The sequence below is a fragment of the Microvirga sp. P4_G7 genome, assembly GCF_056401005.1.
Genome location: NZ_JBFUKD010000001.1, coordinates 22565 through 36425, shown reverse-complemented (window position 1 = coordinate 36425; position 13861 = coordinate 22565). Strand labels below are relative to the sequence as shown.

General features: G+C 60.6%; 14 protein-coding genes. 8 read left to right on the top strand and 6 right to left on the bottom strand.

Annotation, left to right across the window (positions count from 1 at the left end; all coding sequences use genetic code 11):
- Positions 1-2 precede the first annotated feature (2 nt).
- From AC1DT3_RS00185 to AC1DT3_RS00175, 3 genes are read left to right on the top strand one after another with little or no spacing between them, the layout of a single operon-like run.
- Positions 3-1364 carry an MmgE/PrpD family protein gene (locus AC1DT3_RS00185; protein ID WP_477463195.1) on the top strand — a complete coding sequence of 454 codons (1362 nt, stop codon included), beginning with the start codon at positions 3-5 and terminating at the stop codon, positions 1362-1364.
- Positions 1364-2119, top strand: a complete 756-nt coding sequence (locus AC1DT3_RS00180) for an SDR family NAD(P)-dependent oxidoreductase (RefSeq protein ID WP_477463194.1) — start codon at positions 1364-1366, stop codon at positions 2117-2119. The genes AC1DT3_RS00185 and AC1DT3_RS00180 overlap by 1 nt, the downstream gene beginning before the upstream one ends.
- Positions 2112-3275 carry an acyl-CoA dehydrogenase family protein gene (locus AC1DT3_RS00175; RefSeq protein WP_477463193.1) on the top strand — a complete coding sequence of 388 codons (1164 nt, stop codon included), beginning with the start codon at positions 2112-2114 and terminating at the stop codon, positions 3273-3275. The genes AC1DT3_RS00180 and AC1DT3_RS00175 overlap by 8 nt, the downstream gene beginning before the upstream one ends.
- A gap of 61 nt (positions 3276-3336) precedes the next feature.
- On the opposite strand, the gene AC1DT3_RS00170 is transcribed toward AC1DT3_RS00175, so the two are convergent.
- On the bottom strand, positions 3337-4008 hold the full coding sequence (locus tag AC1DT3_RS00170; protein ID WP_477463192.1) for a TetR/AcrR family transcriptional regulator: 672 nt from the start codon (positions 4006-4008) through the stop codon (positions 3337-3339).
- Between the two features lie 170 nt (positions 4009-4178).
- Here AC1DT3_RS00170 and AC1DT3_RS00165 point away from each other — a divergent pair, with 170 nt between their 5' ends.
- Genes AC1DT3_RS00165 through AC1DT3_RS00145 form a run of 5 tightly spaced genes read left to right on the top strand, consistent with a single transcriptional unit; the run spans position 4179 to position 8874 of the window.
- Positions 4179-4958 carry an enoyl-CoA hydratase/isomerase family protein gene (locus AC1DT3_RS00165; protein WP_477463191.1) on the top strand — a complete coding sequence of 260 codons (780 nt, stop codon included), beginning with the start codon at positions 4179-4181 and terminating at the stop codon, positions 4956-4958.
- A 23-nt stretch (positions 4959-4981) separates the two neighbouring features.
- Positions 4982-6526 carry a long-chain-fatty-acid--CoA ligase gene (locus AC1DT3_RS00160; protein ID WP_477463190.1) on the top strand — a complete coding sequence of 515 codons (1545 nt, stop codon included), beginning with the start codon at positions 4982-4984 and terminating at the stop codon, positions 6524-6526.
- A 28-nt stretch (positions 6527-6554) separates the two neighbouring features.
- Positions 6555-7340 carry an SDR family NAD(P)-dependent oxidoreductase gene (locus tag AC1DT3_RS00155; protein ID WP_477463189.1) on the top strand — a complete coding sequence of 262 codons (786 nt, stop codon included), beginning with the start codon at positions 6555-6557 and terminating at the stop codon, positions 7338-7340.
- A 9-nt stretch (positions 7341-7349) separates the two neighbouring features.
- Complete coding sequence (locus tag AC1DT3_RS00150; protein WP_477463188.1) at positions 7350-8132, top strand: SDR family NAD(P)-dependent oxidoreductase; 783 nt, start codon at positions 7350-7352, stop codon at positions 8130-8132.
- A gap of 10 nt (positions 8133-8142) precedes the next feature.
- A complete protein-coding gene (locus AC1DT3_RS00145; protein WP_477463187.1) occupies positions 8143-8874 on the top strand; it encodes an SDR family NAD(P)-dependent oxidoreductase in 732 nt (243 codons plus the stop codon).
- Positions 8875-8948: 74 nt separating this feature from the next.
- Here AC1DT3_RS00145 and AC1DT3_RS00140 read toward each other — a convergent pair whose 3' ends face one another.
- The 5 genes from AC1DT3_RS00140 to AC1DT3_RS00120 form a co-directional block, all read right to left on the bottom strand.
- The gene (locus AC1DT3_RS00140; protein WP_477463186.1) at positions 8949-9695 is read right to left on the bottom strand and encodes an ABC transporter ATP-binding protein; all 747 of its coding nucleotides are present in this window, start codon (positions 9693-9695) and stop codon (positions 8949-8951) included.
- Positions 9696-9698: 3 nt separating this feature from the next.
- Positions 9699-10898, bottom strand: coding sequence for an ABC transporter substrate-binding protein (locus AC1DT3_RS00135; protein ID WP_477463185.1), 1200 nt, complete (start codon positions 10896-10898; stop codon positions 9699-9701).
- A 74-nt stretch (positions 10899-10972) separates the two neighbouring features.
- The gene (locus AC1DT3_RS00130) at positions 10973-12013 is read right to left on the bottom strand and encodes a branched-chain amino acid ABC transporter permease (protein WP_477463184.1); all 1041 of its coding nucleotides are present in this window, start codon (positions 12011-12013) and stop codon (positions 10973-10975) included.
- Positions 12013-12894: a branched-chain amino acid ABC transporter permease gene (locus AC1DT3_RS00125; protein ID WP_477463183.1), complete on the bottom strand. Its 882-nt coding sequence runs from the start codon at positions 12892-12894 to the stop codon at positions 12013-12015. Before AC1DT3_RS00125 ends, AC1DT3_RS00130 begins: the two co-directional genes overlap by 1 nt.
- A 12-nt stretch (positions 12895-12906) precedes the next feature.
- The gene (locus AC1DT3_RS00120) at positions 12907-13698 is read right to left on the bottom strand and encodes an ABC transporter ATP-binding protein (RefSeq protein ID WP_477463182.1); all 792 of its coding nucleotides are present in this window, start codon (positions 13696-13698) and stop codon (positions 12907-12909) included.
- Between the last annotated feature and the right edge of the window lie 163 nt (positions 13699-13861).

Below are 13861 nucleotides of genomic sequence, written 5' to 3'. Positions count from 1 at the left end.
CGATGGCAGTGGTCGCATCCCCGCCTCCTGTCACCCGCTGGCTTGCCGCGCGCGCATCGAGCATGCGGTACGACGATTTGCCGGAGGCTGCGATCATTGTGGCGCGGCAGTGCATACTCGACTGGTTTGCCGTGACGATCCCCGGCGCCGCCGAGCCTGCGGTTCGGATCCTTCGGGATGAGCTTCTCGCAGATGGCGCCACGCCGATCGCTTCGCTCGCCGGATCGCCCGAGCGCAGTTCGGCGATGAATGCTGCTTTGATCAACGGCACCGCGTCCCATGCACTCGACTTCGACGATGTGAACATGGCCATCCTCGGCCATCCGACGGTCGCTCTGCTACCCGGCCTTCTCGCACTCGCCGAGGAAATCGACGCTGCTCCGAAGGACGTGATCACGGCCTTCATCGCCGGGTACGAGGTCGTGTGCCGCACCGGCGCGCTGATGAGCCCCGGGCATTATCAGCATGGCTTCCACGCGACGGCGACTGTTGGTAGCGTCGGCGCCGCAGCGGCTTGCGCGCGGCTGTTGGGGCTCGATGCCGAGACATCCGCGACCGCTTACGGCATTGCTGCGACGATGGCATCCGGCCTGAAATCGATGTTCGGCACCATGTGCAAACCGCTGCACGCCGGTCGGGCAGCTCAGAACGGTTTGCAAGCGGCGCGGCTCGCGGCGCGTGGGTTCACCAGCCGACCGGATGCGCTCGAATGCGAGCAAGGGCTCGYGGCGACACAGAGTGTCAATTTCAATCCGGAAGCTGCAATGCTCGCGGCGCCGCTCGACCATCACATCCGCAACAACCTCTTCAAGTATCACGCCTCCTGCTACCTGACTCACGGCGCGATCGAGGCTGGCCGTACTCTGCGCGAGCGCCATGGGACCTCGTCGAACGCCATTCAGGGCATCACGATCCAGGTGCCCCCCGTCACGGATCGCGTCTGTAACATCGCCAGGCCGGAAACCGGTCTCGAAGCCAAGTTCTCGCTTCGACTGACGGTCGCCATGGCGTTGGCGGGGCGCGACACGTCGGCGATCGCGACCTTTGACGATGCAATAACCGGTGACCCCGAACTCGTTCGCCTGCGCGACATGGCGACGATTGTTTTTGACGATTCCTATCCGGAAGCGAAGGCTGAGATAACGATCGRAACCTCGGATAGGAAACGCTTCGCGACCAGTCACGACGCGGGTGTTGCCGATCTAGACTTGGCGCGACAGGGCGAAAAATTGGAACGCAAGTTCGACGCATTGGTCGAGCCGGTGCTCGGCCGGCAGACGGCGAACTTGCGCGTCGCGTTGGCGGAGTTCGAAGAGCAAAGTTCAGTGGCGGACGTGATGAAACTCGCGCGGAGTACAAACTGATGAGTGAAGGGCGAGAAACAGCGGTCGTCACTGGCGCCGCCAGAGGGATCGGCCGTGGTATTGTCGAGCGCCTTGCCGTTGATGGCTACCGCGTCCTTGCGCTCGATCGGTTGGATGCAGTGCACGATGTGGCGGCATCCCTTCGTGCGACTGGCGCGGATGTGGAATCGGCTATTGTCGATATCCGTGATCGTGGCGCAATTTCTGATCTCCTCGAGCGCTTTGCACCTCTCGACGTCATCGTGAACAACGCGGCCATTACCAGCACGCGGCGATTCGAGGATCTGACCGAAGACGATTTTCGCGAGAACTTCGACATCAATACAGTCGGCACCTTCGTCGTCGCACAGGAGGGATCGCGGCGCATGCGCAACGGTGGGCGTATCGTCAACATCGCTTCGCGATCGTTCGCCGGTGCGCCACAGCTGGCGCATTACATCGCGTCGAAGACGGCTGTGGTCGGACTGACGCGCGCAATGGCGATCGATCTTTCGCCGCGCGATATCCGCGTCAATGCCGTGGCGCCCGGTGTCGTCGCCACGGACATGCTTCACTACATGACGCCAGAACGTCAGCAAGCAATGCTCGGTCTTCAGTTGCTGGGCCGCATTGGTCAGCCCGAGGACATTGCGCGCGCCGTGTCGTTTTTGGCTTCGCGCGATAATCGTTACATCACCGGTCAAGTCCTGATTGTCGACGGCGGACGTTCGCTCGGCCAGGGCCAGCTCCCGCCTGAGGAATCGCCCTATGCCTGAAATGTCCGAAGAACGCCGCATGATTCAGGAATCGGCTCGCGAATTTACGCGCTCGCGGGTGCGCCCCATCGCGGACAAGCTCGATCCGGTGAAAGGCGAGATGCCCCGCGATCTGATCGATCAAATGGCCGAGCTCGGCTATTTTGGTATCCTGATCCCGGAAGAATATGGTGGGCTCGGCTTAGGCGCATATGAATATTGCCTTGTCGCGGAAGAGCTCGCGCGTGGCTGGATGAGCGTGGCGAGCATGATCGCGCGCGGCAACGCGTTGATCGGATCGTTGAAATCGATGACGCCGGATCAAAAGAAGGTCTATTTGCCGCGCATGGCGCGAGGAGAGTTTCTCGGCGCCTTCGCACTCTCCGAGCCGAATGCCGGATCCGACGTCGCAAACATTTCGTGCCGTGCCMAACGCGTCGGCGACGAATGGGAGATTACGGGAAATAAGTACTGGTGCACCTTCGCGGATGGCGCCGACTTCATTCTGGTCTTCGCTCGCACCGACCCCACGATCGACCCGAAGGCGCGGCATCGCGGCATCTCGGCGTTCATGGTCGAGAAGCCGCGGGGAGAGCTGCCACAGGGTGTCTCAGGCAATCCAATCCCCAAGATTGGGTATTACGGTTGGACCACCTGGGAGCTGGCCTTCGACGGGTGCCGGGTTACCGCAGACAAGATGATCGGCGAGGAGGGCAAGGCCTTCTACCTCGCGACCGCGGGCCTCGAGACGGCGCGCGCGCACACGGCGGCGCGCTCGATCGGTTTGGCGCAGGCCGGGCTCGACGATGCGATCCAGTTCTCCAAGGAGCGCCGTCAGTTCGACCGGGCCATCGCATCCTTCCAGGCGATCCGTTTCAAGATCGCGACGATGGCGACCGAGATCGAAGCCGCCCGTGCGCTCATGTACGCCGTGTGCGAAAAAATCGACCAAGGCGTGCGCTGCGACAAGGAAGCGTCGATGGTGAAGCTTTTCGCTTCCGAGATGTCGGAGCGCGTCACCAGTGAGGCGCTGCAGATCCACGGCGGTGGCGGCTACACGACGCTCAATGCCGTCGAGCGGCATTGGCGCGATGCAAGGTTGACCAAGATCTTCGAAGGCACGTCCGAGATTCAAATGCGCATCATCTCGGACCACATTCTCGGCCGGGACAACTGACACGCTGCGGGCTCTTGTGCGTGGGTAGACCTCCCCACCCGCGTCGTCGCGACGGTGCTTCCTACAAGGCGCGGATGCGCGGGGTGCGTGTCGCCGTCTTCTTTTGCGGCGGCGCGGCTTCAATGGTCGTGTCGGAGCCGGCAACGAGACCGTCGACCACGACGGCGGAGAAATTGCGAGCCACTTCGTCGATGCTGCGACCACCCGGCTTGAACCACTCGACAGTCCAGTTCAGCGCGCCGAGAATGAACAGGCGGGCGAGCGTGAGATTGGTATCGGAGCGAAACTCCCCGCGCTTCTGCGCTTCGGTCAAAATCTCCTGCCACATGGCCGCGTAAGAATGCCTGAGACGCTGGTTCTTCTCGCGGATGGCTTCGGGCACCTGACCGAACACGCGGCGCGTCGCCAACGTGTAATCGCCATTGTCGATGATCGCCGAAAGGTGAGCGCGAATCGCAGTCTCGACCCGTTGCCGACCTGACGCATCGGAAGGAAGCGCTTCGAGAGCCGCCTTGACCGTATCGATCACCGCATGGATACCGAGATCCAGAACCGCGCTGATGAGTTCGTCCTTCGACTTGTAGTGATAGTAGATGCTGCCGGCTTTGAGATCGGCTTCGTCAGCGATCATTCGCATCGTCGTGCCGGCATAGCCGTTGTCGCGAAATATCTTGGCTGCAGCGTCGAGAACCCGCTTCTGGGAAATGGCCGATTTGGCCAGCTTCTTTGTCATTCCGCTTTCTCTCGTTCTCGCGACTTGTACGATTGTACCATTATACGAGGCAAATCGATTCAGTGAAATGGTTTCGAACACATATCAGAATTGGTGATTTTTCTAACTAGTGTTAGTTTTTGGATTGGTGTAGCCTGCTCCGAAATGCCGATAAGCGCAGGGAGGAGCCCATGGAAATCGTTGATATCGAACGACACGAGAATGGAATCGCGCGCCTTGTGATGAAACACGAGGCGGCCCGCAACGCCATGGGTGAGGAACTGAGGAATAAGCTTCTCCCTGCATTCTCGGCACTTCTGAACAGTGCCGAAACCCGCGTGATCATCATCGCATCGGCGCTGAAGGACTTTTCGGTCGGTGGGGATCTGTCCAAGATGGATTCGCTCGCCGATCCCGAAGTCGGGCGTCAGCGTATGACGTCGGCGCATCGTCTCGCTCGTCTGCTTTTGTCAGCCGACAAGCCACTCATTGCGGAGGTCCGCGGCCATGCCGTCGGCGCCGGCGCTGGCCTTGCGCTTGCCTGCGATACCATCGTCATGGGCGAGAGCGCGAGCATGGGCTTTCCGTTTCTTCGCATCGGCCTCACGCCCGATTTCGCCATCGCGTATACATTGCAGCAGCGCATCGGCTTTGCAAAAGCGCGCCAAGCACTGCTCTACGCCCGCAATTTCAAGGGACCTGACGCCCTTGCGATCGGATTGGCGGACGATGTCGTTCCGGATGATGCCATCGCGGAAAAGGCGATGGAGCGAGCGCGTGAGATCGCAGCCTTTCCGACTTTCGCTTCCGCACTGACGAAACGCATGATCGAGCGGTCGAGCGATCCCGTGGCGGTGCTCGATTTCGAAGCGATGGCGCAGCCGCTTTGCTTTGCCAGCGACGATTTCCGAGAGGGCCTCACGGCCTTCCGCGAAAAGCGCAAGCCCAACTTCGGTCGGATTGTCGAATAGATGAGCCTGGAAGGACAGGACCGATGAAGGTGCCGCAGACCCTTGCCGACATGCTCGACAACAATGCATGGAAATATCCGGACGAGACGGCATTCGTCTGGAACGACGTGCGCATCACGCATTCGCAATTTCATCAGCGTGCGAGTCGTCTGGCGGATGCTCTTCGTCGCCTGGGCCTCAAACGCCAGGACCGGGTGAGTATCCTCAGTCAGAACTCGTTGGCGTTCCAGGAAGTCTACGGTGCGTGCGAAATCTCCGGCTTCATCTGCGCCACGGTCAATTGGCGCCTGGCGCCGCCGGAGATGGTTTACATCATCAACGACAGCGCTCCAAAAGTGTTGCTGTTCGAAGTGGCCTATGCCGACACCATTGCCGCTATGCGATCGCAGCTCACGGGCGTCGAGCATTACGTCTGCATCGACGGCGAAATCGACTTCGCTTCGAATTATGAGGAGCTTCTGACCTCCGGCGATGCGTCTGGACCCCCCTTCCGTCCTTCGCCGGACGACGTCGCGTTTCTGATTTACACGAGCGGTACGACAGGCCGACCGAAGGGTGTGATGCTCTCGCAGGCGGGTCAGGTCGCCGCTGCCGAGATCCTCGGATCCGACCAGCGCAATTCACCGGCCGATCGTCTGCTCATCATGATGCCGCTCTTTCACATCGGAGCGAAAATCATCCAGCTCGCACAGCATTGGCGTGCGGGCACAGTGGTGGTCCAGAAGGGTTTCGAGGCGAAAGCGATCCTCGATGCGATCGAGACGGAGAAGATCACGGTCACGCACATGGCGCCGACCATGATCCAGTCGTTGCTCGATTCTCCGCATATCGGCACGACGGACACGTCGAGCCTGCGCATGATCGTGTATGCCGCGGCCCCGATGCCGATCCCGGTGCTAAAGCGCGGATTGAAGCTCCTGGGGCCCGTGTTTCAACAGCAATTCGGACAGACCGAAGGCATCGGCACGACGCTTCTCGCCCACCAGCATCGGCCGGACGGATCGGATCGCGACCGCGCTATCTTGACGTCGGTTGGGCAGGCTTCACCGCGCGTCAATGTCCGCATTGTCGATGAGAACGGCGAAGACGTGCCGACAGGTAGCGTCGGAGAAATCCTGCTGACCAGTCCGGGTGTGATGAAGGGCTACTGGAACAACACGGTCGCCACACTCGAGACACTGCGMGACGGCTGGGTGCATACCGGAGACGTCGGAAAACTCGACGAAGAAGGTTTCCTCTACCTGGTCGACCGCAAGAAGGACATGATCATCTCCGGTGGCGAGAACATCTATTCGCGCGAGGTCGAGGAAGCCATCGTCTCCCATGACGCCGTATCGGAGGTCGCGGTGATCGGCGTCCCCGACGAGAAGTGGGGCGAGGCGGTGATGGCCGTTGTGGTGATCAAGCCCGGCGCTTCCGCAACGCCGGAGGAAATCGTCGAACATTGCCGGACGCAAATCGCGAGCTACAAGAAGCCGCGCCATGTGACGTTCGTCGATGAAATCGTGAAACTTCCCAGCGGCAAGATCGACAAGGTTCGGCTACGCCGGATCCATGGGCCGAACTGAGCCGCTCACGTGGCAAGGAGGATTGAGGATGCTTGAACTGTTCTCGCTCAAAGGCAAAGTCGCCGTCATCACCGGCGCAAGCCGCGGGCTCGGCAAACCGATGGCCCAGGGTTTGGCAGCAGCCGGCGCGCATGTCGTTCTCGTCGCACGCGACGAGGGCAGGCTCAACTTGGTTCGCAACGAGATCGTGGAGGCAGGCGGTGAGGCGAGCGTCCTTCCGCTCGATCTCGCTGACGAGGAAGCCATCCGCGCGGGGATCCGCCGCATCGCCGACGATCTCGGGCGCATCGATGTCTGCGTCAGCAACGCCGGGATCATCAACTGGCAACCGTTGCTCGACAGCGATGTCGAGGATTTCCAACGGATCATGGATACGAATGTGAGGGCGACTTTCATCCTGTCGCAGGAATGTGCCGCCGTCATGCGCGCGGGCGGGCGTGGTGGCCGTATCATCAATGTCGGCTCGTTGCTCTCGACGTTCGGCCGGGCGAAGCTGCACGCCTATTGCGCCAGCAAATCGGCGATCGTAGGGCTCACACGATCGCTCGCTGCCGAACTCGGCCGCGAGAACATCACCGCAAACGTCATCGCCCCGGGCTATTTCGTCTCCGACATCAACGCCAGCCTGACGTCAAGACCCGGCTACACCGAGGCCGTCAGCGGCGTCACGCCGATGGAGCGATGGGGAAAACCGGAAGAGCTCGTCGGCACGCTCATCTATCTGGCATCCGACGCGTCGAGTTTCGTGACCGGGCAGGTCATCCATGTCGACGGCGGCATCCAGGCGACCTTCACCTTCCAGCTCGCGGCTTGAGGAACGGACATGACCGAACGCTTTTCGCTCAAAGGACAGGTAGCCGTGGTGACTGGCGCGTCACGCGGTCTCGGCTTTGAAATGGCGCGCGCCGTCGCCGAATCCGGCGCTCGTGTCTATCTGACCGCACGAGGCAAGGACCAACTCGAGACGGCGGCCTCGACACTGCGTGACAGCGGTCTCGATGTCCGCACCCGCGCTTTCGACCTCGCCGACGGCGACCAATGCGTCGAGGCAATCCGCGCGATCGGAGAGACCGAAGGCCGTCTCGATATTCTCGTCAACAATGCGGGCATCAATGCGTGGGAGCCTCTCGCAGAGGCAAAGACATCGACCTGGGACAAGGTCATCGCCACAAATGTTCGCGGGCCATATCTGCTGTGTCGAGAAGCGGCGCGGTTCATGGTGCCGAAAGGCTATGGGCGCATCGTCAATGTGGGATCGGCGCTCGCGGTCACAGGTCGTGAAAAGATCGCGGCCTATGTGTCGAGCAAGCACGGTCTCGCGGGAATGACGCGTGCTTTGGCGGCGGAACTCGGCCCCAAGGGCGTGACTTGCAACATGATGGCGCCTGGCTACTTTCTCACCGAAATCAATACAAGCATCCTCGCCCGACCGGGCTATGAAAAGGGTGTTTCCAGCCGGATCCCTCTGGGCCGTTGGGGCGACCCTGAAGAAGCGGGCGGTGTCGTCGCGTTCATGGTCTCGAAGGCCTCGAGCTACATGAACGGCCACGTCCTGATGGTGGATGGTGGCCTGACCGAAACCTTCGTTCTCCCCGTCGACGCCTGAGGATACAATCATGAGCGAGAAGGAAGTGGCGCTGGTGACCGGCGCCGGGCAAGGAATCGGACTGGCGACGGTCAATCGGCTCCTCGATGACGGTTTCCACGTCGTGATGGTCGATCGCAACGCCGAGCCGCTCAGTGCAGCGGCACGCGTCCTGGGCGAGAGCGGGAAATCGGTCGAGCATCACGCTTTGTCGATCACCGATCGACCGGCTGTCGCCGCATTGATCGGGAGCCTGCCGAGACTCGACGTCCTCGTCAACAACGCGGCGATTTTCTGGGACGGAAAGTTCGACAGCATCACCGAAGAGGACTTCAAGGCGATGTACGAAGTCAACGTCGTCGGAACTTTCGTCATGGCGCAGGAAGCGGTCAAGGTGATGAAACGGGGAGCGCGCATCATCAATGTCGCCTCGCGCGCCTACCTCGCGGGCTATGCGCACGCTCCCTACATCACGTCCAAGGCCGGCACGGTGGGGCTGACGCGCGGGATGGCGTTCGATCTCGCTGAAAAGGGGATCTTCGTCAACGGCATTGCGCCAGGTCTGATCGAGACGGACATGTTCCGCTCATTGACGCCGGAGCGTCAGCAGGAACTGATCGCGAAGCAACCGACGAAGACCGTCGGCCAGCCGGAGGATATCGCCAACGGCATCGCATTCTTCGCGGACCCGCGGACGAAGAACGTCACGGGTCAGATTCTGACCCTGGACGGCGGTCGCTCCATGGGCATTTCGCTTTACTGAGCCGCAATACAATCGCCAAAATGAAAGGCGACGCTGGTGGCGCCGCCCTTGAGTCATCCGGCAAAAAATCGATGTCAGGCGGCGGCCTCGACACCGAGATAGAACTTCTGAATGTCCTCGTTCGCGGAAAGCTCTTCGGTGCTTCCGGAAAGAACGGTTCGGCCGTTCTCGATGACATAGCCGTAGGACGCATATTTCAGCGCGATCACGGCGTTCTGCTCCACCAGCAGCATAGAGACCCGCTTCTCGCGATTGATCTGTGCGATGATCTCGAAGATCTCCTTGACGATCAGCGGTGCCAGGCCGAGCGAGGGCTCGTCGAGCAGAATCATCTCGGGATCGGCGACCAGGGCGCGGCCGATCGCCAGCATTTGCTGCTCGCCTCCCGAGAGGTAGCCCGCCGCCTGATTCCGTCGCTGCGACAGGATCGGGAAGTAGTTGTAGACCTCGTCGAAGGCTTCCTTGCGCGGGCGCGGTTTGTGTTGTGCGAATGTCGAAGCGATCAGATTCTCCTCGACGGTCATGTCCGGGAAGACGTGGCGGCCTTCCCGAACGTGAAAGATCCCGCGCCGCACGATCATGTGCGGCGCGAGTTTGAGGATGTCCTGTCCACCGATGGTGATCGATCCACGCGTGACGCGACCGTTCTCGAGGGGCAGGAAACCGGAGATCGCCTTCAGCGTCGTCGTCTTGCCGGCGCCGTTGGCGCCGAGAAGTGCGACAATGCTGCCCTCTGGGACGCTCAGGCTCAGATCCGAGAGAGCCTGGATGACGCCCTGGTAGATGACGGCGAGATTCCGGATTTCGAGTGCAGCCGCCATGGATCAGTTTACCTTCATCCAATCGGTCAGATGTTGCGGATCCCAGTTGTTCTTGCCGCTCCATTTGATGATCCGACCCATGCCAACCTGTTGGCCTGAGATCGAGACGGGAACGTCGATGAGGCCGCCGGTATCCCAGTTCTTCACCGCGCGCATGGCCTGAGAGAGGTTGTCACCGTTGACCGGCTGGCCGGCATCAATCACGGCTTCGAAGGCCCTCGTCGCCATCATGCTGCTCATCCAGGCGTTGAGAAAGCCGAGGCGAGCATAGCCGCTGAAGTTCGGATCCTTTGCTTTCGAGAGCTCGCCGATGGTTTTCATCATCCCGCCAGCTGGCTTCAACGTGTCGTCGTTCCACACCTTGACGCCCACCAACCCTTCGGCGACATCCTTGAGCTCCAGCATCTTGGCGCGTTCGTTCTGCCAGACCGTGCCCAGGAAGACCACATCGTCCATGCCGTAGTCACGGACGAGGCGAACGATCTCGGGCCAAACCGCGAACGAATAGCCGTGATGGATGACGTGCGTCGGTTGCGCTTTGCGGATCGCCAAAGCATAGGCGCTGACATCGGTTTCGACGAACTTGGTCTGCTGGACGAGAACGATCTTGACGCCGACTTCCTCGGCCCGCTTGATCGCCGGCTCGATCCCGTCGCGGCCCATGCTCGTGCTCGAATGCACGATCACGACTTTCGCCGGGGTCGATCCGGACGAGCTCTTGATGTAGTCGACCAGCATCTGGAGCTGAGCGCCGTAGGTTGCTCCAGTGACGAAGTGGTAGGGAAAGTTCTTTTCGTCGGCGAGTTCTGACGCGAAAGAGCCTGACGTCATGAAGATCTTCTGCGTCGAATTGTTCTCCGGCGAGATCGCTTGGATCATGCCGGTGCTTTCGCCGAAGAGATAATCGACGCGGCCCTGCGCAAGCGCCTTCTTCACGTTCGCAACGGCAACGTCGACCTTGAAGGTCGAATCGTTGATCGTCAGATTAACCTTGCGTCCGCGAATTCCGCCTTGGGCGTTGATCCACTTCGCGTAGGTATTGAACCCGTCAGCCTGGAACTTGCCGCCTTCGGCAGCAGGGCCGGTGAGGTCGCAGTGGATGCTCCAGTTGAGGTCGTCCGCCGCGCTCGCCGTGCGGATGCCAAATGTACTGACCGCCGCGGCCGCGCCCGCCGCCTTCACGAAACTGCGTCTGCTAATCATTATCCCCTCCACCTATTAGATCTGATCGATCGCTTATCTGGTATGCGCCGGCCTTTTGGGACGGCGAAGGTCTCTCACGCGGTCTTGCGAACGGGCGAGAATTTCTGCCGAGCGCGCTTCCACAATTGGGCAAGCCCGCGCGGTTCAAGGATGAGAAAAGCCACCATGAGAAGCCCGAAGACCGTCTCGCGGAGCGGAACGAGGATTGACGCGATGTCGAAACCGAACGTTCCACCCAAAGTCAGCGCGCCTTCGCGCAGCAACTCGGGGAGAAGCGTCATGAAGATCGCTCCCAGGATGGCGCCCAGTGTAGAACCCATCCCACCGACGATCACCGCCGAAAGGAAGAACACGGAAAGAAGAAGTCCGAATTGTTCCGGATTCACGAACTGATTGAAGTATGCGAGGAGACCGCCCGCGACCCCGGCGTAGAACGATCCGAGCGCAAAGGCGACGAGCTTGTACCAGACGATCTGGACGCCCAGAACTTCCGCCGTCAGATCGCGTTCACGCACCGCGATGAACGCGCGCCCCACGCGAGAGCGGATCACGTTGACGGTGAAAATCGTGAAGAACACCACGCACGCCAGAATGAGATAGTAGGTGCGTGTCTCGTTGTTCAGCGGRTAGCCGAAAACAGTCGCGGGTTGGACGGTCAAGCCCGCATCGCCGTTGGTGACGCTCTGCCAGTGAACGAACACGAAGTTCAGAATGAATTGCGCGGCGAGTGTCGCGATGACGAGGTAGAGCCCGCGGATGCGCAGCGATGGGAGGCCGAATGCGATGCCGATGACCGCGGCGACCACACCGGCGAGAGGAATCGTCACGTAGAACGGAAGGCCGAGATGGATCTGGGCGAGCGCCACGGTGTAGGCGCCAACCCCGACGAACGCGGCATGTCCGAGTGACAGCAGGCCGGTATAGCCCGTCATGATGTTGAGGCCGTGCGTGACAATGATATTGATGCCGAGCAGGCCTGCGAAGTAGATCCAATAGCGCGGAGCGACGAGGGGAAGCGCGGCGAGTGCCGCGACGAGCAGAACGGCCCAGAGCCGATCCCGGTTGATGAACCGTGAGTGCGTCTGGAGTGAATTTGTTTCCACGCGGCTCAACATCAGATTCGCTCGATTTCCTTAGTGCCGAACAAGCCGGTCGGACGGACGAGAAGGACCAGCAGGGCGAGGATGTAAGGGGTGATCTCGCGGAACTCGGTGCCGAGGATCCAACCGGTGACCGATTCGAGCCAGCCGATGATGAAACCCGCGACCAGAACCCCGCCGATCGAGTTCATGCCGCCGAGAATCACGACGGACAGCACGTTGAGAGCGACGAGACCGAGGTGCGGCGTGAGTGTATTCACGTTGGCCATCAGGATGCCGCTGATGCAGCCCGTGACGGCGGCGATCACCCATGTAAAGGCGATGACCCGGCGCACGTCGATACCCATCGAGTAGGCGGTAATCTGGTCGGCGGCGGCGGCGCGCAACGCAATGCCGGCGCGGGAATAGCGTAAGAATGCAATCAGCGAAACCACGATCACGACGGCGATGGCGAAGGCGCGCGCAGTCTTTCCGGGGATGAAGATGCTTCCGAGCATGACGGGCGATCGCGCCAGGATCGCCGGGATCTGCAGATCGTTCGGTCCCCAGATCATGCCGACGATGCCGCGAATGATGCTGCCGATGCCGAACGTCACCATCACGATCGCGATGAACGGGCGCCCCATCATCGGTCTCAAGGCGAGGCGCTCGATCAGCAACGACACCGCAATAGAACCGATCAGCGCCGCGAGGACGCCAAAGACGATCCCCATCGAGAACGTAACAGCTGCCGTGTAGAAGAAATAAGCCGACAGCATCATCATCTCGCCCATGGCGAAATTGAATGTTCGGCTGGATTTGAAAATCACCACGATGCCGAGTGCGATGAGAGCGTAGATGCCACCCGCCGCGATTCCGACCGCTGAGTATTCCAGTAACAACGCTATGGCGTTCATCGTTTGGCGCTCCTATGCCGCCGCGTTCTTGGCCGGAGCGGCCTCGTCGCCCGCGCCAAGATACGCCGCGATGACGTCCGGATTGGAGCGAACCTCGTTTGGTGTGCCCGATGCGATCGGCTTTCCGAACGACATGACCACGATATGGTCGGATATTCCCATCACCATGCTCATGTCGTGTTCGATGAGGAGCACGGTGGTGTTCCAATTGTCGCGCACGTCGACGACGAAGCGACTCATCTCCTGTTTTTCCTCGCGGTTCATGCCGGCGACTGGTTCGTCGAGGAGGAGAATCTTGGGCTTCATGACCAGGGCGCGTGCCAGTTCGACACGCTTTTGCAGGCCATAGGCGAGATCTTCGACCGGGTGGTGCTGAACGTGGTCGAGTTCGAGCAGGCCGATGATGTCGCGCTGGATTTCGCGGGAGAGCTCGGCTTCCTCTTTACGGGTCGATGGGAGGCGGAAACCGGCAGAAAGGACACCGCTCGTAAGCTTGGTGTGGGCGCCGAGCTTGATGTTGTCGAGGACGCTCATGCCGTGGAAGAGCGCAATGTTCTGAAAGGTGCGCGACATGCCGCAATAGGCGCGCTGGCTAGGCTTGAGATTCGAGATGTCGCGTCCGTCGAGTGTCACGCGTCCATGCTGGGGTTTGTAGAAGCCCGATATGACATTGAAGAGGCTGGTTTTACCCGCGCCATTGGGCCCGATCACGGATGTAATCTTGCCTGCCTTGGCGTGAACACTTACGCCGCTCAGGGCCTTCAGGCCGCCGAAAGCCAGCTGGATGTCATCCACGTATAGCATGATCAGTCACGCTGCAGAGCGCGGCGCGCACAGATGACTCGCTGGAAAGATTTTGCATTCATTTATTCCTCCCAATCACCCGTACCGATCTTCGTCGCTCTGGGTATTCAAAAACTCTAACACTTGTTCGAAAACTTGTCACCACTCTTTGTTGGGATGGTCC

Bases quoted from the DNA above. Each gene is read 5' to 3' on its own strand.
- AC1DT3_RS00180 (WP_477463194.1), top strand. From the start codon at position 1,364: ATGAGTGAAGGGCGAGAAACAGCGGTCGTCACTGGCGCCGCCAGAGGG.
- AC1DT3_RS00170 (WP_477463192.1), bottom strand. From the start codon at position 4,008: ATGACAAAGAAGCTGGCCAAATCGGCCATTTCCCAGAAGCGGGTTCTC.
- AC1DT3_RS00165 (WP_477463191.1), top strand. From the start codon at position 4,179: ATGGAAATCGTTGATATCGAACGACACGAGAATGGAATCGCGCGCCTT.
- AC1DT3_RS00155 (WP_477463189.1), top strand. From the start codon at position 6,555: ATGCTTGAACTGTTCTCGCTCAAAGGCAAAGTCGCCGTCATCACCGGC.
- AC1DT3_RS00150 (WP_477463188.1), top strand. From the start codon at position 7,350: ATGACCGAACGCTTTTCGCTCAAAGGACAGGTAGCCGTGGTGACTGGC.
- AC1DT3_RS00145 (WP_477463187.1), top strand. From the start codon at position 8,143: ATGAGCGAGAAGGAAGTGGCGCTGGTGACCGGCGCCGGGCAAGGAATC.
- AC1DT3_RS00140 (WP_477463186.1), bottom strand. From the start codon at position 9,695: ATGGCGGCTGCACTCGAAATCCGGAATCTCGCCGTCATCTACCAGGGC.
- AC1DT3_RS00135 (WP_477463185.1), bottom strand. From the start codon at position 10,898: ATGATTAGCAGACGCAGTTTCGTGAAGGCGGCGGGCGCGGCCGCGGCG.
- AC1DT3_RS00125 (WP_477463183.1), bottom strand. From the start codon at position 12,894: ATGAACGCCATAGCGTTGTTACTGGAATACTCAGCGGTCGGAATCGCG.
- AC1DT3_RS00120 (WP_477463182.1), bottom strand. From the start codon at position 13,698: ATGCTATACGTGGATGACATCCAGCTGGCTTTCGGCGGCCTGAAGGCC.